Raw genomic sequence first — 16680 nt, 5'->3', positions numbered from 1 at the left:
CTTTTTGCTTATACGTGAACCGATTGTTCGTATTTCTCTTGAAATTTTTGAATATCGCCTGCTCCCATAAAAATAAGGACAGCGTGATCATGGTGTTTTAACACGTCAACTTGTTCCTCATGCAACAGTTTTGCCCCATCAATTTTTGCACGCAAATCCTCGATGGATAATTTCCCTTGGTGCTCGCGCGCTGAGCCAAAAATATCGCACAAATATACCGCATCAGCAAGCGATAAACTTTCAGCAAATTCTTGTAAAAATGTTTGCGTCCGTGTATATGTGTGCGGTTGAAAAATCGCAACAATTTGACGATCTGGATACTTTTGTCTTGCCGCCTCGATCGTTGCCCGTATTTCCGTCGGATGATGGGCATAATCATCAATAAGCACTTGTGAACCAAACGGTTTCTCATGGAAACGACGTTTCACCCCAGGAAACGTTTTTAATCGTTCTTGAATAATACTCACATCAATCCCTTCGTAATGGCAAAGCGCAATGACAGCGAGCGCGTTAAGCACATTATGATCGCCATATCGAGGAATATGGAAAGAAGCAAAGAACGTATGGCGCACAAACACATCAAACGATGTCCCTTCTGATGTTTTCACAATATTTCGTGCTTGAAAATCATTATCTTCAGCAAACCCATAAAAAACAACAGGAACTTTTGCTTGAATTTTTTGTAAATATTCATCATCCCCGCAAGCAATAATTCCTTTTTTCACTTGCCACGCCATTTGTTGAAATGCAGAAAACACATCTTCAATATTTGCAAAATAATCTGGATGATCGAAATCAATATTTGTCATAATCGCATAATCCGGGCAATATGCTAAAAAATGACGGCGATATTCGCACGCTTCAAATACAAAATATTTACTCCCTTCTCTTCCCTTTCCGGAACCATCTCCGATTAAATATGACGTTGGTTGCGCTCCTTGCATCACATGAGCGAGCAATCCTGTTGTTGATGTCTTCCCATGGGCGCCAGTCACAGCGATACTAGTAAATTTCTGCAAAAATTCACCTAAAAACTGATGATAACGAATGACTGGTACGCCGAGTTCGCGAGCGGCTATAATTTCTTCGTGTGTATCAGGAAAGGCGTTTCCAGCAATCACAACCATATTTTTTTGAATATTTTCCGCCCGAAATGGAAGAATGGGAATTCCTCGTTCTTCTAAAGCTTCTTGCGTAAAAAACCGCTTATCGTAATCTGAACCTTGCACAGCACATTTCATATCATGTAACACTTGAGCAAGTGCGCTCATTCCAGTACCTTTAATGCCGACAAAATGGTAAGTAGTCATAAAAAAACCTCCACCAACTATCGTTGATCTATATAGCAGTATATGACACAAATTCCGTTTTGCTATTTTCATCTTATGTAACAAACTTCATTATACCATCGTTTGCGAGCAATGATAAGAAAAACTGATAGAAGCATCATTCTTCTATCAGTTTTTCCGTGTTACTGACCAGTATACTCCACTTTTTCGAGACGTGGATTTGGACGATAACGGCGCCCTGCTTTCGCTTGATGTTTTCCGTTTAATAACACGTTATCACCAGTAAAACCGATATGTACTTTTAACAAACTACTTCCTACACCGTACATATCAACCGGCACACCTTGCTTTTCGAACTCAATAATGCGCTGTTCGTTGAATCCACCGCTAACAACGATTTTCACATGCTCAAATCCTTCGCGATCAAGTGCCTCACGCAAAGCGAAAATAAGTGGTGGATTCACGCCACGCGGATCAAAAGTACCGAGCACTTCTGGATGGCGAATAAAATATTGGTCGATCATTGTTCGAGACGTATCAACGCGAACAGCCTTTAACTTATCACCAAACTCTCGCGCCACTTTCAGCGCATCTGTAATACAGTCATTGTTATAATCAACAAGAACAATTAAATCATCGTCTGGATATTTTTCGTGATACGCCTTTGCCGCCGCAACAACATCCCCATCAAACAATTGAATGAGCGCATGCGGCATCGTTCCCATGCCTTGTTTTCCCCACCATTCGTTCATCGCATGTGTCGCTTGAGCAGTCGAACCACCAATAAAGGCTGCGTATCCATCACCAGCTTGCATCATAAAATGATCATCACGATCTCCCATGAAAATGACCGGCTTTTGCACACCAGATAATGCAGCCGCTTTGACAACGTTATATACGTTTGTTGCTACAGATGTTCGGCGCGCCAAAATCCCATCAATAATACCTTCTAAATACCCGAAATTTTGATACGGGCCTGTGATGGTCAACACCGTCTCGAATGGGCTAATTTTATCGCCGTCTTTCAATGAATAAATTTCTAATTTTTCCGGCTCATCAGCAAACGTATGCAATAAGGCAATCACTTCATCCGTCCCACATAAGACAGCATGTTCTTTTTGAAAAAATTGCATCGTAACAATATTATTCGGACGAAATTCCTTAACGATTTCACGCGTTTTTAAAAAATATACGGCTGAAAACCAGCCATCTCTCACACGCTCATCAAATTTAAACGTTTTATTTGTTAATCGTTTAATTTTCCCTTGTAGTTTCAACTCGATTTCCTTCATTTTTCTTTCCCCTTCAGCCATCGTTTTCACTTATTTAGCATAGCATGTTTTCTATTTCACGACTACTCCATCTAAATTGTGTCTTGTAGTTGTTCAAGATCTTGTTCATCAATTAAAACATCGCGTGGCTTGCTTCCTTTTGGCGCCGATACGATGCCACGTTGCTCCATCATCTCAATTAAGCGCGCCGCCCGATTATAGCCAATGCGAAAACGACGTTGTAAGCTTGATGTTGAGGCACCGCCTTGTTGAACAACAAATTCACATGCCTCATAAAACAACTCATCATCTTCATCAGCTTGTACATGTTGTTGCAACAACTCATCATGTTGAAATAAATAGGACGGTTCCATTTGCTGTCGTACATGGGCGACGACACGCTCTATTTCTTCATCCGATACGAAGTTACCTTGTAAACGAATCGGTTTCGCTTTTCCATTTTCTAAAAATAACATATCGCCTCGTCCAAGTAATTTTTCGGCACCGTTTATATCAATGATTGTACGTGAATCAATTTGCGACGATACAGAAAAGGCAATACGCGTTGGGATATTTGCCTTAATTAAACCTGTAATGACGTCAACAGATGGGCGTTGTGTAGCAACAAGCAAATGAATACCACATGCGCGCGCTTTTTGAGCAATACGACAAATCGCTTCTTCCACATCAGCTGGCGCAACCATCATTAAATCTGCAAGCTCATCAATAACAATGACGATATATGGTAAATGTTGTTCCGGCTTTTGTGCTTTTCGCACTAACCCATTATAACGAACAATATCACGTACACCAGTATGTGCGAATAGTTCGTATCGTCGCTCCATTTCAGATACAGCCCATTTTAACGCTGCTGTTGCTGCTTTTGCATCCGTAATGACGGGACTAACTAAATGTGGAATATGGTTGTATGGTGCAAGTTCGACCATTTTCGGATCAATTAATAACAACTTCACTTCGTGTGGGGTTGCTTTATATAACAAGCTCACTAACATTGCATTCATACATACGCTTTTTCCTGATCCAGTTGCCCCCGCAATCAACCCGTGCGGCATCTTTTTTAAATCAGTTACAATCGGTTTTCCTGAAATATCTAGTCCTAAAGCGACGGTTAACGGGGAGTCTGATTGCTGAAACTCATCGCTTTGTAATACTTCACGAATAAAAACAGGGCGGCTTGATCGGTTAGGTACTTCAATTCCGATCGTGTTTTTTCCCGGAATAGGCGCTTCGATACGAATATCCACGGCCGCTAAATTTAATTTAATATCATCCGCTAAATTCGTAATTTTATTCACTTTCACGCCAAGTTCTGGTTGCACTTCAAAACGAGTAACCGTCGGACCTTGAGTCACATGAACGACTGTTGCTCCAACATTGAAATTTTTAAACGTCTCATTTAATCGATCTGTTTGTTCTTTTAACCATGTTTCATCGCCTTCATGCTGAATCGTTGGAGCACGCAATAACGATAATGATGGGAACGCATAGGATCGCTTTTCTTGCCGTTGTTTCCATTTTTCTCGATCTTGTTTTAACATGATGACATTGTACGGTACTCCGCTTCGTTGTCGTGTTTTTTCTTCTTCTCGTTCCTGCTCTTTCGTTTCTTCCTCCTCATTTTGCTCCATATGTTCTTCGGCAGCTTCCTTCTCATGAGCAACATCTTGCTCTTCATGATGAAGTGGCTCACTTACTGGCATCTGTACATGTTCGTTTGTTTCATCAACGGACTGTCTTCCTACTAACTCATCTACTTGTGTATACACATGTTCGTTTGTTTCATCAACGGGCTGTCTCCCTACTGACTCATCTACTTGTGTATACACATGTTCGTTTGTTTCGACTTTTTCAGCAATCGAAAGTTCAAATTCAACAACCGCATCATGTTCTTTTTTTCGCTCGACACGCTCCATTCGTTTATAACCAAATACAGGCGATGGCACATCTGTCGGGCGAAACGTACGTGACTCGTTTACTGTACGCTCTATGCGCTCTGTTTTTTTCTCAAAGGAAACGATTTGTAGCGAAGAACGTTTTTGTTCATTTGTTTGTACTTTTTGTCTTTCCTTCGGTTCATCTGGGATTAATGGAAAGCGAAACTTCCCTTTCGGATATTCATAAACGACTTTTGCCTCCACATGTTTATATTCGTTTTTTGGTGCCGGAGGTCGTCTGCGCGTCTCTTTTATCTCATCGTTCTCCCCAAATAAATAACGAAATAATGCCTTTAACCAACCCATTCGATCCTCACTCTTTCTTTGTACATTCGGTTTTATTTTACCACAAAAAAAGCTGACTGCCGCAACGGAAGTCAGCTGAAAAATGGTTGACCTACTTCGTACTCATCTTGTAAAACGAGAATTCCTTTCTCTTGAGGAGCGTTTGGCAAGTTTAGTTCGCGGGCAGAACAAATCATTCCGTAAGATTTTACGCCACGAAGCTCTGCTTCCTGAATGACTAGACCGCTTGGCATGACCGCTCCGACTCTTGCGACAACGACTTTTTGTCCCGCTTCTACGTTTGGAGCCCCACATACAATTTGCAACGTTTCTGTACCAACATCTACTTGACAAACACTTAATTTATCAGCATTCGGGTGCTTTTCTTTTTCTTTCACGTAACCGACAACAAACTTTGGTGAAAAATCAGCAGTTACTTGTTCATTAATACCATTTTTTCGCAACACGTCATTAATTGTCGCAATGACTTGTTCCGTTAGTTCAACGACTCCATTTCCTTCAAATGTGCCGTATGTAGACGCGTGAAAAATATTGTAACCGACTGTCTCACCTGTTTGCTCATTGAAAATGCGCACGACATCTCCTTTTTTCTCAAAAGCTCGCACTTGCGGATCAACAGCCTTTAATGTAATAAGCAACGTGTCACCAATGCCTTCTCGATTGTAAAATACATTCATTTTTTCTCATCCTTTCGACGATTTTTTCCAAGAATAAAAATCGGTTGAAGTTGCCCATCTTCATATAAAAATGAAAGCGCAGTAATAGGCACTCTACCACTTGCAAAAAAACTCATCGTTAACTGCGCAAGTACATCATAGCCGATTTCGTTTTCAATGTCAGCAATAATGAGTACATCTTGATGGGGAACTGCAAGCAACATCGTTCCCTTTATTTGTTTAGAAAAACTTTTCAAAAAAGAATCATTCAATATGCGACTTGCATCATATCCATCGTTTGTATTCAAAAAATAAAACGTATTGCCAGCTACACGGTCCTCTTTCACTGTTGTAGGTAACGACCGAACGTTAAAGCGAGCAATCTCTTTTAATTGCTGCACATCCCAACGCTCCGATTTAACTAAACGTTCATCAATAAGCCGATACGTTGTCCCTAAATCAAGCGCATAATAAATGCGTGTTTCTGCTGTATGTTCGTCATAAATAAACATAGCGCCTTCATTCGTTTTTGTCGGGAATGAGGTAGAGCGGATAACCGGATATATATATTTTTCTTTTCCATGTAACGACGAATCATCATGTAATGCCGTTAACGTTTGTTCGACATAATAAACGACTTCGTCAATGGCACGCTCTTTCTCAACCTCCCATTTGGCGATAATAGGGGGTAACGAGATCGTCACCCCTTTTTTCGTGTCGCGATGTTCAATACGAAGTGTATCTTTTTTTCGATCCCATTGAAATTCCCATGGATAATGAGATAACCGCTGTTGAATATGTTCACTTATTTGTTTACTATTCATCACGCTCACCTAAGCTTTGAATAAAAGCAACGATTTCTTCTTTCGTTTTCCGATCTTTGCTGACAAATCGTCCACGTTCTTGCCCATTTTCATATGCAATAAAACTCGGAATACCAAAAACGTTATGCTCAGCAAGCAAGTCAAGCAATTGATCTCGATCAACTGCATAAAACGTATAATCCGAAAACTGCGCTTCAATTTCTGGTAAAATTGGCTTAATAACTTGACAATCCGGACACCAATCAGCCGTAAACATCATGATGACTTTCCCATGCTGAATTGCGTCGTTATATTGTTCAATCCGTTCAATCGCTTTCATTCATTTCTCCATCCTTTCTTTTGATGTTCATATTGCCCTTTTAACATATGAACGATATGTGTATACATCGTTGTTCGGTCGACTGCTCCGTTCGTCAAAATGCCAATTGCTCCTTCATTTGAACGAACATCACCACGATTGGCGTATTCATCTATCACTTCAGCTAATTCTTTTCCACGTCTTAGCTGTTCACTGATTTCAGCGGGGAGCGGAATGCGCGCCCCTCCGGCAACCACGACAGCTCCATCACGATCAACGAGCGCCCCCCAATTGCATAACCAAATCGTCCTATCTTGTGCAACAAATACACCACCTTCTAATCCAATCCCGACATCAGCTTGTTGATCACAAACAGCTAACGTCGCTCGCTCAATCGCACCTTGCAACGTTTCTTCATCGGAAAACGGCTGTTTTGACACGCTCGGTTGCACATCACTCGAAATAATCGTATAGTGTGCCTCATGAAACACAGCCTTTACCGCTTTCACTTTCGTATTATTTTTCGTTCCAACAGCTATGTTCATCTCTCGATCTCCTTAAGCGTTATGACGAATCGCGTCTACTGTCGCGCGGTCACATCGTTTCACAAGAGCGACTAATAATTGTTTTGCCGCTTCATAGTCATCCACATGAATGATGGAAGCATGTGTATGAATATAGCGTGCACAAATGCCAATGACAGCTGAAGGGACGCCGCTATTGGCGATATGTACTCTTCCTGCATCCGTTCCACCGCCTGGTGAAATAAAATATTGGTATGGAATGTTGTTCGTTTCTGCGATATCTAAAATAAATTCACGCATGCCGCGATGCGTAATCATTGTACGATCGTAAATGCGTACAAGTGCACCTTTGCCGAGATGCCCAAACTCTTTTTCGTCTCCTGTCATATCGTTCGCCGGGCTTGCATCTAACGCAAAGAAAATATCTGGTTTGATCATTGTTGCTGCCGTTTGCGCCCCACGAAGCCCGACTTCTTCTTGGACCGTTGCTCCAGAATATAATACATTCGGTATCGTTTCATCTTTTAACTCTTTTAACAACTCAATGGCTAAACCACAGCCGTAACGATTGTCCCATGCTTTCGCCATAATTTTTTTCTCGTTTGCCATCGGTGTAAACGGACAAATAGGCACAATTTGTTGCCCCGGGCGAATGCCCATGCGTTCTGCATCGTTACGGTCATCTGCTCCAACGTCAATCAGCATATTTTTCATATCCATCGGCTTTTTTCGTTGCTCTTCATCAAGCAGGTGGGGCGGTATCGAGCCGATGACTCCAACAATCGGACCGCGATCTGTTATAATTTGTACACGTTGTGCTAACAATACTTGATTCCACCAACCTCCAAGCGGCTGAAAACGAATCATTCCTTGTTCTGTAATGGCGGTGACCATAAAACCTACTTCATCCATATGCCCTGCAACCATCACGACTGGACCATTTTCTGTTCCGCGCTTCACTCCAAAAATGCTCCCAAGCCGATCTTGCACAATATCATCAGCATATTTTTGTAACTGTTCACGCATAAAGGCACGCACCGCATGTTCATTCCCCGGTGCCCCCGGCAATTCGGTTAACGTTTGAAATAACTGCAAATCCATCGTTTTTTCCCCTTTCTTTGCTCGCTATTTGTCATTGTAGCGAATTTTACATGTAGTTTCCACTCGAACAATTCGGTATACTAAAAGAAAAAGTGGAGGAATGGATTATGCGCGTCAAAACGTTTCTTACTGGGATCGTTGTCGGTGCAACGGCAGCATACATATGGAATGAGTGGCAACATCAACGTTTTATTTCATCTGAACAAGCGCTTCAAAAGGCGAAAGAAGCGTTTCAACAAACGGGTGACATTACAGGATCGTGGATCCAAACGACCGTTGAAACAATTGAAAAAAATGGGCTACGCTACAACGTCTATCGAGGTGGCATTACTCGTCCAACTGGTGCATATGAGTGTCTCATTGATGCAAAAACAGGAACAATTATTGAAGCACGAAAATTGTAAAACCCAAGCAAGCCGCTTGGGTTTTTATTGACGTTTAATCGATTCAACGATTTGAAACTCGTCATTCCAACGGACAGCACGGTAATACGCATCGTGATAAAACGTAAACCATGCACCGTTTTCCATTCCATAGGCGAGCCATTTTTGTTTAGCGAAAATGGACGTCATCGGATAATCATCATACGCCATCACCCAAAGCGGATTTTGATGTGCATGCGTCGGCATTAAATCACCGAGATGAACGGCTGTTTCTCCTTCAGATGTAATAATAATAATGGCATGCCCGTCACTATGACCGCCTGTATGAATCATCGTCACACCCGAAACAACTTCCAACTGTTCCGCAAACGTATCGACTTGATCAATAATGGCTTCCCAGTTTTCTTTCCAATACGTGTTGCGCGAGCGAATGTTTGGCTCTTTCATCTCCGCCCACTCTACCGCTGACGTAATAATGCGCGCACGTGGAAACGTGGGAACGAGTTTATTTTCTTCCCATTTTGTTAAGCCGCTGGCATGATCAAAATGTAAATGTGTCATTAATACAATGTCAATGTCTTCAGGTGTTAAAGAAAGAACCGCCAATTGCTCCGTTAAAGAAGATTCTTCTGTTACCCCAAAGTTTCGTTTTTGCTTCTCATTCAGCTTTCCACGTCCAATACCTGATTCAATAAGTATGTTTTTTCCGTCTACTTGCAGTAAGATAGGATCCGTTCGGAGTGGAATTTGATTTTGTTCGTTGCATGGATATTTTTTCATCCAAAGCGGTTTGGGTACGACACCAAACATTGCTCCCCCATCTAAATGTGTGATCCCACCATTGAGCCACGTCATTGTTATTTGACCAATCGTTAATTTCTCCATCTTTTCTCCCCCTTGTCCTCTCTCATGATCCATTTTAACATTACAAAAATATTCAGAAAAGAAAAAAACCTACGTCTAATTATGACATAGGCTTTCCATACTTCACTTCACAACGGTAAATCGGATTTCCTTTTTCTGAAAACTTTTGTTCATATTCGGTCATGACATTTCCTTCAAAATCACTCCGATGAAGATCAAGACTGACATATTGAAGAACTAAACCATATTGCGAGAAGCTGACAAGAGAATATTCAAACAATCCACGGTTATCCGTTTTAAAATGAATTTCTCCCTCATCAACTAAAATGTTTTCGTATAACTCCAAAAACGAGCGATACGTTAAGCGACGTTTTTCATGTCGCTTTTTTGGCCACGGATCGGAGAAGTTCAAATAAATACGTTCAACCTCTCCTTTGGCAAAAATATTTGTTAAATCTTTCGCATTGACATTTAATAAGCGCAAATTGGGCAAATCATTTTCAATTAACTTGTCAAGCGCACATACGATGACGCTCTCATACAACTCAATTCCAATATAGTTAATATGAGGATGCATTTTTGCCATTTCCGTAATAAAACGACCTTTTCCTGTACCAATTTCGATATGGATCGGATGGTCGTTTGAAAACAATTCACGCCAACGCCCTTTGTATTGTTCTGGTTGCTGGATAATGTATTGTGGATATGCCACAATTTTTTCTTTCGCCCAAGGCTTATTTCTTAAACGCACGTCCCATCCTCCGTTTCTTTGCATATAAAAAGATAAAAATGGCCATATTAATAAACGAATAGGGGGATGAACATGGCCATTAATCATGAACATCAATTAACTGTATTAAAAGATATTTTATCGGAACATCAACTTGACCGTTCTGGAACCGTTGCAGAATGTGAACAAATTGAGCGGCTCGCCAAATCGTTAATGACGAACGATGCTGTCCATTCTGAACTGAAACAAACATTGTCCCATATTTACACGTATAGTCAAAACGGCAAAAATGCGGCCGACCTTTCTTCGCATATCGATCAACACGAACAACAACTTGCTCATTGGATGGACCAATTAACGTAGCACATGTTCAAGGAAGTGCAACAGTCGTTGCATTTCCTTTTCATTATTTCGCCCTTTATGCCATGCGAGCAACACAACCGTTTGAGCGACAGTATACCATTTCATACGTAACTGTAATTGTTCATCGAACTCCATACCGTATTCTTCTAACCAACTCGCCCACTGTTCTCTTGGAATGTAAGCATATAACAACATTCCGATATCAATCGCCGGATCCGCAATCATTGCACTATCCCAGTCAATTAAATATAGTTGATTATCTTCTGTTAACAGCCAATTGTTATGATTCATATCGCAATGACAAACAACATAATCCGTACAATACACGTCATCTACACGTCGCTCTAAAAATGCAAACGCGTCCCGAACAGTCGAGTGCGCTTTTAACTCGACATATTCATTCTGCTTGACTTCCTCTAGCAAACGATGAGGTACTAAAGGCTTTTTACCAAGACGCTCCATCATCCCCAACAATTCTTTCGAGCGATGAATTTTTCGAAGCAATTGGGCAACTTGTTTGCTAGTCATATCGTGCGGCTTTAATTCGCGCGCTTGTAAAAATTGTTGAGCAGTAATTACGTCCCCATTTTCCATTCGTTTCGTCCATACTAATTTTGGGACGATTCCTTCCGCTGATAAAACAGCTAAAAATGGAGAAGAATTGCGCTTCAAAAACAATTTCTTCCCATCGTGCTCCGCAATATATGCATCCCCTGTCGCACCACCTGCCGGGGAAATTTCCCACTCCTTACCTAGTAACTGTTCCAAGTGAGCTCACCTTTCGACTTAGTCAAAATAAAAATTGCAATTGTCATCTTACTAGATTTTATCTTTCCCATCGTTTCCCCGTCAACATTCAATTAATACCCACGTACCAATTCCATTTATTTCAATGTACTGTTCACTTATTTTTCCTATTCCTTCTTGATTTGAACTAAATACAATTTCCCATTTCCCTTCAGAAAGAGGCAATGTCGTTTTTTTCTCCTCATTATGATGAACAACAACAATTTGCTCCCATGAACCATACGCACCAACGTCAACGAGTTGATAAGCAATAACAGATGGGTGTGTATCATAAAATTTGATGTGACGCCGAACTTGATCGGCAGTAAAAAAACGAAACGCACCATGTTTTTTACGAAGCGCAATGAGAGCTATCATCTCTCGAATATCTTCTTCCCATTCACTTTTTCGCTCCCAATCGATTCGATTCACTTCATCAGGAGCGTTATAGCTATTTTCAATCCCTTGTTTTGTTCGATAAAACTCTTGACCGCTGTGCAAAAAAGGAATACCTTGAGACAATAAAACGATAGCTGTAGCTAGCTTCTGACGTTTTCGACGAATATATTCGCTCTCATGCGAATTGGCAATCATCATTTTATCCCATAATGTATGGTTATCGTGGCATTCGACATAATTGACACTTTGCCTTGGCGAAAAAAATAGATGAATGCTTCCTCGAATAACTTCCATTACCGCTTGCTTATATGAGCAATCTCCTAACGCAAATCCTCGATCGCGCACTTGAAACGTACTTCCTTTTACATAATCTCGAAACCGATCGTTAAAATAAGCAATACGAGGCGTATGTTTCGCGTTTGCAATCGTTGTCTTTTTTTCTTGAGGTAATGGAGTAGCTAACTCCCATCCTTCACCAAGAACAAGAACGGTGGGATCAATTGCATCAATGGCACGGCGAACATCACTCATTGTATCTATATCTAAAATGCCCATTAAATCGAAACGAAATCCATCGACACCATATTCACTTAGCCAATATGTCACCGAATCAACGATAAATTTTCGTACCATTTTCCGCTCGGATGCTAAATCATTCCCAACTCCTGTTCCGTTTGACGGATAACCGTTTGATTCGTATCGAAAATAATAGCCAGGAACAAGATGTTCAAACGACGATGCTTCTCGAATATATACATGATTATATACGACGTCTAAAATGACACGAATTCCTTCTTTTTGAAACGCCCGAATCGCCTGCTTTAGTTCGATGATACGCGCATATGGATCTATTGGATCGGTTGCATAACTTCCTTCTGGAGCATTGTAATGCACCGTGTTATATCCCCAGTTATATTCAACTGGCTCGAGCTCATTGACTCCTTCAAAATCTTGGACAGGCATGAGTTGAACATGCGTAACACCGAGCTGTTTTACGTACGAAAGACCTGTCACCGTTTCGTTCGGTCCGAATGTATCCTGCTCCGTTAAACCGAGATATTTCCCTTTATGTTCCACACCACTTTTAGGATGAATCGTAAAATCTCGCACATGCATTTCATAAATAATCGCGTCTGTCATAGAAATAAACGGAGGCATCGTTGGTTTAGGTATGTTTGTTTTCGTCAGATCAACGATAACACCGTGTGCGCCGTTTACTGAAACTGCTTTTGCATAAGGATCCACGGCTTCCCGCCAAACAAAATTGATATATGTCTTATACGTATACAAGAAATATTCTATATTTTCATAAACGGTATATGTCCATATTCCTTTTTGTTCTCGTACCATGGCATAAGTCGTTTCTTCTTTCGTCTTTGGATGAATAAGCTTTAATAACACCTTTGTGGCCGTCGGCGCCCACACTTTAAACGTCGTTTTTTCCGGTTTGTACGTAGCACCGAGATCGTTTCCGTCATATGCATATAAATCATCGAACGCTTTTGTTCGCATCACTGCCCCGACTTGTAAAGGCGTTTGCCATCCTTCTTCGGTATAAACGACATATCGTTTCCCTAACGGAACGATAAAAGGGGCGAGACACTCATATTTTGTAAATAAGTGTTGTTTCTCACTTGAACGAACTGTTAAACGGTATGCTGTTTGTTCTTCATCGCATAAAAAAAATATTGGTGCACGCTCGTGAACAACATCGTTCGGTACCAAAACAGTAATTAACGTCAATTCATCTAAATAGGCTTCAAACGTGTGTTGTTTTGTCATCATTATTCGTCACCAACTTCCAATTTTGAAGTCAATTATTTTTGTTGTAAAATGGATGAAGATAAAAAAAGGGGGGAGAAATGATGCACTCATGCATCTCATGTAACGTTCCATTTCCACTTTTACAATCTGGTTACTTACTTATTATGCAAGAAGGACAAAAAAAGTATTTATGTTATTCGTATGATTCGTTGCAACAATTAGCTACATATTTAGAAACAATCGATCCAAAAGAAAAAGCATTAGCAGCTTTATGCAAAAATCCCGATTCACCGGGAGCATTCGTTCCACTCCATGAGTTAAGCATGCGAATTAAGCATGAAGATGTTGTCCAATGCATAACAAACGGACCGCTCACAAGTTATTTACAACCAATTATTCATACAAAAACAGGCGACATTTTCGGCTATGAATGTTTATTGCGCTCACAACACTTTTCACCGAAACAGCTTTTTTCTGTTGCACAACAAACAGGTTTGCATACATTTTTAGATCGACGAGCACGCGAAGAAGCCATTCGAGCACGCACAAAAATAAAAAAAGGGGTAAAAAGTTTCATTAACTTTTTACCATCAACGATTTATAATCCCGAATTTTGTCTTCGCCATACGTTTTCCATCGTCGAACAATATGAAGTAGCACCGGAAGATCTCGTATTTGAAGTTGTCGAGACCGAAAAAATTATGGATATCGACCATTTAAAGAACGTATTTGCCACATATAAACGATCAGGAATGAAAGTAGCTTTAGATGATGTTGGTGCCGGCTTTTCAACAATCGATATGCTCACGCTATTACAACCTGATTATGTAAAAATTGACCGCCACTACATTCAACATTGCGACCAAGTAAAAGAGAAACAAGCGTTTTTAAAAGAAGTAACTCGAATCGCCCACACGCTCGGCATTCACGTACTTGCTGAAGGAATTGAACGAAAAGAGGAGTTGGACTACTGCCGGGAAATTGGTATTCCGTTTGCCCAAGGCTACTATATCGGCAAACCGAGTCCAGATCCGCTATAAAAAGAGGCTGACCGTTACTCATCAGCCTCTTCAAATTGTTCTACAACGAGCGGATCGTAGTAACGTGCATCACAATATGTCAGCAATGATTGAGCTGCCTTCAACTGCATATGCTTCAGCGGCATCGTCAATTGTCTTAGCGACATAAACCATGCCTCATAATGTCGCCGATCAATGATTTCAAGATCGCTTGGTGCGTAACGATAATCAATATATCCTTCTCGATTGATTAACACTTTTTTTATCGGCATATAGACTGCAAATTGTTTATAAATCGTTTGAACAACTTTTTCTGTTCGATGAAGGGAAATCATCGGGTTGACGATTTTTCGCTCCACATCATCGACAATCTCCGTCCAAAACCGCTCAGCTGAACCGACGACAATGTTATTTTTTCGTTCTTCTGTAAACGCAATGCACCACGTTGTCGTTGGACTAATTAAAATCGTATTTAGCTCGACGGGAGCTTTTTTTAATAAAAACACAGGTTTATACATGCATAAGTATGTATCTGGAAAACGTTGCAAAAAATATTTTAAATATACATCATAATAATATTTCGGATCAATAATGGATTCTTCGGTTAACGTTGAACTGGCCCAACGAATTTGCAGTTGAAACAGTTTTTCTAAAAATAATATTTTTAATTCTTCAAGCGTTTTCGGCTCAGAAGTAATAGAAAACATAAAGTCTTCCTCTTCTTGCGACTGTTCATCTTCGTCCGTCACATCTTCCACTTTCTTTCTCTTCCACATTCGTTTAATTTTATCAAAAAGAGACGGCTCTTCCTCAAGCCATTTCCATGATTCGTATGCATGTGATTCTACCCTTGTAGCAAGTTGCCCCGTCTCCCATGCATATTTCATTCGTTCCCATTGCTTCTTCTTTAAACGAATAAACTCGCTTGGATAATGATACATATCTAGCTCGTAGCGCGAAATATAGTCTTGAAGCTTAATGAGCTGTCCCACGCCTTAACCTCCAGCAATCAATTGTTACCTTTATTCTACAACAAAAGCAACAGCGGGCAAAGAAGGGAAGCAAAAATCGCACTTAATGTCATCGCTACCGAGCTAATCGCTGCTTCTTTTTTACCCATTTCAAGCGCTTTAGCAGTACCAATGCCGTGTGAAGCCGCCCCAAGTCCGCTTCCGACCCCTAAAGCTGTGGTCAGGCGCAAGCGTTGAAAAATAGTTGGTCCAAACATAGCTCCGAAAATCCCTGCAACCATAACATATACAGCCGCAAGTGTCGGTATGCCGCCAATGAGCGCTGCAATATCCATTGCAACGGGCGAAGTGACCGATTTCGGAATAATTGATCGAACAACTTGTTCAGGTAAATGAAAAAGACGTGCCAATAATAAGCCGCTCCCCATCCCAATGATCGTACCGAAAAAGGTGCTACATAATAACGGCCATAAAAACTGTTTGAGCGTATGACGATGTTGATAAAGTGGCAAAGCTAGTGCGACAACCGCAGGACCTAGCAAATGAACAAGCCATTTTCCTCCAAGCATATATTGCTCATACGATAAATGAAAAAGTGATAATGTAATAATAATAACGACTGTGCTCGTTGCAATTGGAACAAGCAATGGAAAATAAAAGCGAGCATACAATTTGCGCATCGCTATATACACGACAATCGTCCACAAAAGCATACTTGCGCCAATCATGCTCCTTTCACCTCACGCACTCGCTTTTGTTCACGTGTTTGTGCCCACTGACCGATGAAACCAGCAAACAACATGACGATCATTGTGCTCACGATGACAACGAAAATAGACCATATCCCTTTTCCTGAAAAAAGTTCAACATAATCTATAATACCAACAGTTGCCGGAATAAACAGAAGTGTTAAATGAGACAAAAGCATGTTAGCCCCCTGGGAAATCCACTCTTCCTTCACTATTCCGGTCATTAACAATAAAAATAGTATCAACATCCCTATCATACTTCCTGGAATGGGGATATGTAACAGTTGCTGAATAAATGAACCGACCATATACAACATATATAATCCCCCAATTTGAATGATCGTAATCCCCATCTCTTCTCCCCCTCTTGTCCGATGGTATTGTCAAAAGTTTTAAAGACATACCCTAAGTTTTTATTGATTTTATGC

Annotated in this window: 18 protein-coding genes; 3 read left to right on the top strand and 15 right to left on the bottom strand. The window is 40.7% G+C overall.

Annotated elements, in window-relative coordinates:
• Positions 1 to 8: 8 nt before the first annotated feature.
• The 8 genes from murC to CS060_RS04680 all read right to left on the bottom strand — a co-directional run bounded on the left by murC (position 9) and on the right by CS060_RS04680 (position 8224).
• Positions 9 to 1310: a UDP-N-acetylmuramate--L-alanine ligase gene (gene murC, locus CS060_RS04715; protein ID WP_035047527.1), complete on the bottom strand. Its 1302-nt coding sequence runs from the start codon at positions 1308 to 1310 to the stop codon at positions 9 to 11.
• A gap of 161 nt (positions 1311 to 1471) precedes the next feature.
• Positions 1472 to 2581, bottom strand: coding sequence for a nicotinate phosphoribosyltransferase (locus CS060_RS04710; RefSeq protein WP_035047524.1), 1110 nt, complete (start codon positions 2579 to 2581; stop codon positions 1472 to 1474).
• A gap of 71 nt (positions 2582 to 2652) precedes the next feature.
• Positions 2653 to 4821: a DNA translocase FtsK gene (locus tag CS060_RS04705; protein ID WP_035047520.1), complete on the bottom strand. Its 2169-nt coding sequence runs from the start codon at positions 4819 to 4821 to the stop codon at positions 2653 to 2655.
• 71 nt (positions 4822 to 4892) lie between these two features.
• On the bottom strand, positions 4893 to 5498 hold the full coding sequence (ytpR, locus tag CS060_RS04700) for a YtpR family tRNA-binding protein (RefSeq protein ID WP_035047517.1): 606 nt from the start codon (positions 5496 to 5498) through the stop codon (positions 4893 to 4895).
• Entirely contained in the window at positions 5495 to 6301 is an 807-nt protein-coding gene (locus tag CS060_RS04695; RefSeq protein WP_035047514.1) for a DUF1444 domain-containing protein, read from the bottom strand. Before CS060_RS04695 ends, ytpR begins: the two co-directional genes overlap by 4 nt.
• On the bottom strand, positions 6294 to 6620 hold the full coding sequence (locus CS060_RS04690) for a thioredoxin family protein (protein WP_035047511.1): 327 nt from the start codon (positions 6618 to 6620) through the stop codon (positions 6294 to 6296). The genes CS060_RS04695 and CS060_RS04690 overlap by 8 nt, the downstream gene beginning before the upstream one ends.
• The gene (locus CS060_RS04685) at positions 6617 to 7144 is read right to left on the bottom strand and encodes a DUF84 family protein (protein WP_035047509.1); all 528 of its coding nucleotides are present in this window, start codon (positions 7142 to 7144) and stop codon (positions 6617 to 6619) included. The genes CS060_RS04690 and CS060_RS04685 overlap by 4 nt, the downstream gene beginning before the upstream one ends.
• Before the next feature lie 12 nt (positions 7145 to 7156).
• On the bottom strand, positions 7157 to 8224 hold the full coding sequence (locus CS060_RS04680) for a M42 family metallopeptidase (RefSeq protein ID WP_035047507.1): 1068 nt from the start codon (positions 8222 to 8224) through the stop codon (positions 7157 to 7159).
• Between the two features lie 107 nt (positions 8225 to 8331).
• On the opposite strand from CS060_RS04680, the gene CS060_RS04675 reads away from it, so the two are divergent.
• Positions 8332 to 8628, top strand: coding sequence for a PepSY domain-containing protein (locus CS060_RS04675; RefSeq protein WP_035047505.1), 297 nt, complete (start codon positions 8332 to 8334; stop codon positions 8626 to 8628).
• 24 nt (positions 8629 to 8652) lie between these two features.
• On the opposite strand, the gene CS060_RS04670 is transcribed toward CS060_RS04675, so the two are convergent.
• Both CS060_RS04670 and trmB read right to left on the bottom strand, forming a co-directional pair.
• Positions 8653 to 9492, bottom strand: coding sequence for a YtnP family quorum-quenching lactonase (locus CS060_RS04670; protein ID WP_035047503.1), 840 nt, complete (start codon positions 9490 to 9492; stop codon positions 8653 to 8655).
• A 79-nt stretch (positions 9493 to 9571) separates the two neighbouring features.
• Positions 9572 to 10222 carry a tRNA (guanosine(46)-N7)-methyltransferase TrmB gene (trmB, locus tag CS060_RS04665; protein ID WP_035047501.1) on the bottom strand — a complete coding sequence of 217 codons (651 nt, stop codon included), beginning with the start codon at positions 10220 to 10222 and terminating at the stop codon, positions 9572 to 9574.
• 72 nt (positions 10223 to 10294) lie between these two features.
• Here trmB and CS060_RS04660 point away from each other — a divergent pair, with 72 nt between their 5' ends.
• Entirely contained in the window at positions 10295 to 10564 is a 270-nt protein-coding gene (locus tag CS060_RS04660) for a YtzH-like family protein (protein ID WP_035047499.1), read from the top strand.
• On the opposite strand, the gene CS060_RS04655 is transcribed toward CS060_RS04660, so the two are convergent.
• Both CS060_RS04655 and pulA read right to left on the bottom strand, forming a co-directional pair.
• Entirely contained in the window at positions 10556 to 11332 is a 777-nt protein-coding gene (locus CS060_RS04655; protein WP_035047497.1) for a phosphotransferase family protein, read from the bottom strand. The genes CS060_RS04660 and CS060_RS04655 overlap by 9 nt on opposite strands.
• A gap of 81 nt (positions 11333 to 11413) precedes the next feature.
• Complete coding sequence (gene pulA, locus CS060_RS04650) at positions 11414 to 13534, bottom strand: type I pullulanase (protein WP_035048787.1); 2121 nt, start codon at positions 13532 to 13534, stop codon at positions 11414 to 11416.
• 80 nt (positions 13535 to 13614) lie between these two features.
• Between pulA and CS060_RS04645 the strand changes: the two genes are divergently transcribed.
• Complete coding sequence (locus CS060_RS04645) at positions 13615 to 14553, top strand: EAL domain-containing protein (protein ID WP_099668731.1); 939 nt, start codon at positions 13615 to 13617, stop codon at positions 14551 to 14553.
• 14 nt (positions 14554 to 14567) lie between these two features.
• On the opposite strand, the gene CS060_RS04640 is transcribed toward CS060_RS04645, so the two are convergent.
• The 3 genes from CS060_RS04640 to CS060_RS04630 are packed head-to-tail and all read right to left on the bottom strand — an operon-like array spanning position 14568 to position 16605.
• A complete protein-coding gene (locus CS060_RS04640) occupies positions 14568 to 15524 on the bottom strand; it encodes a glucanohydrolase (protein WP_099668730.1) in 957 nt (318 codons plus the stop codon).
• 35 nt (positions 15525 to 15559) lie between these two features.
• A complete protein-coding gene (locus CS060_RS04635) occupies positions 15560 to 16231 on the bottom strand; it encodes an LrgB family protein (protein ID WP_035048789.1) in 672 nt (223 codons plus the stop codon).
• Positions 16228 to 16605 carry a CidA/LrgA family protein gene (locus tag CS060_RS04630; RefSeq protein ID WP_035048790.1) on the bottom strand — a complete coding sequence of 126 codons (378 nt, stop codon included), beginning with the start codon at positions 16603 to 16605 and terminating at the stop codon, positions 16228 to 16230. Before CS060_RS04630 ends, CS060_RS04635 begins: the two co-directional genes overlap by 4 nt.
• Between the last annotated feature and the right edge of the window lie 75 nt (positions 16606 to 16680).

The organism is Anoxybacillus flavithermus (genome assembly GCF_002742685.1).
Taxonomy (GTDB): Bacteria; Bacillota; Bacilli; order Bacillales; family Anoxybacillaceae; genus Anoxybacillus; species Anoxybacillus flavithermus_E.
The sequence above is the reverse complement of the archived record's forward strand: the minus strand, read 5'-3'. Positions and strand labels throughout refer to the sequence as shown.

What these genes read in the sequence shown, in the direction of transcription:
- CS060_RS04660 (WP_035047499.1), top strand. Translation starts at nt 10,295, where the DNA reads ATGGCCATTAATCATGAACATCAATTAACTGTATTAAAAGATATTTTA.
- CS060_RS04670 (WP_035047503.1), bottom strand. Translation starts at nt 9,492, where the DNA reads ATGGAGAAATTAACGATTGGTCAAATAACAATGACGTGGCTCAATGGT.
- CS060_RS04695 (WP_035047514.1), bottom strand. Translation starts at nt 6,301, where the DNA reads ATGAATAGTAAACAAATAAGTGAACATATTCAACAGCGGTTATCTCAT.
- CS060_RS04645 (WP_099668731.1), top strand. Translation starts at nt 13,615, where the DNA reads ATGCACTCATGCATCTCATGTAACGTTCCATTTCCACTTTTACAATCT.
- CS060_RS04675 (WP_035047505.1), top strand. Translation starts at nt 8,332, where the DNA reads ATGCGCGTCAAAACGTTTCTTACTGGGATCGTTGTCGGTGCAACGGCA.
- CS060_RS04710 (WP_035047524.1), bottom strand. Translation starts at nt 2,581, where the DNA reads ATGAAGGAAATCGAGTTGAAACTACAAGGGAAAATTAAACGATTAACA.
- CS060_RS04635 (WP_035048789.1), bottom strand. Translation starts at nt 16,231, where the DNA reads ATGATTGGCGCAAGTATGCTTTTGTGGACGATTGTCGTGTATATAGCG.
- CS060_RS04630 (WP_035048790.1), bottom strand. Translation starts at nt 16,605, where the DNA reads ATGGGGATTACGATCATTCAAATTGGGGGATTATATATGTTGTATATG.
- CS060_RS04690 (WP_035047511.1), bottom strand. Translation starts at nt 6,620, where the DNA reads ATGAAAGCGATTGAACGGATTGAACAATATAACGACGCAATTCAGCAT.
- murC (WP_035047527.1), bottom strand. Translation starts at nt 1,310, where the DNA reads ATGACTACTTACCATTTTGTCGGCATTAAAGGTACTGGAATGAGCGCA.
- CS060_RS04680 (WP_035047507.1), bottom strand. Translation starts at nt 8,224, where the DNA reads ATGGATTTGCAGTTATTTCAAACGTTAACCGAATTGCCGGGGGCACCG.
- CS060_RS04685 (WP_035047509.1), bottom strand. Translation starts at nt 7,144, where the DNA reads ATGAACATAGCTGTTGGAACGAAAAATAATACGAAAGTGAAAGCGGTA.
- ytpR (WP_035047517.1), bottom strand. Translation starts at nt 5,498, where the DNA reads ATGAATGTATTTTACAATCGAGAAGGCATTGGTGACACGTTGCTTATT.
- pulA (WP_035048787.1), bottom strand. Translation starts at nt 13,534, where the DNA reads ATGATGACAAAACAACACACGTTTGAAGCCTATTTAGATGAATTGACG.
- CS060_RS04705 (WP_035047520.1), bottom strand. Translation starts at nt 4,821, where the DNA reads ATGGGTTGGTTAAAGGCATTATTTCGTTATTTATTTGGGGAGAACGAT.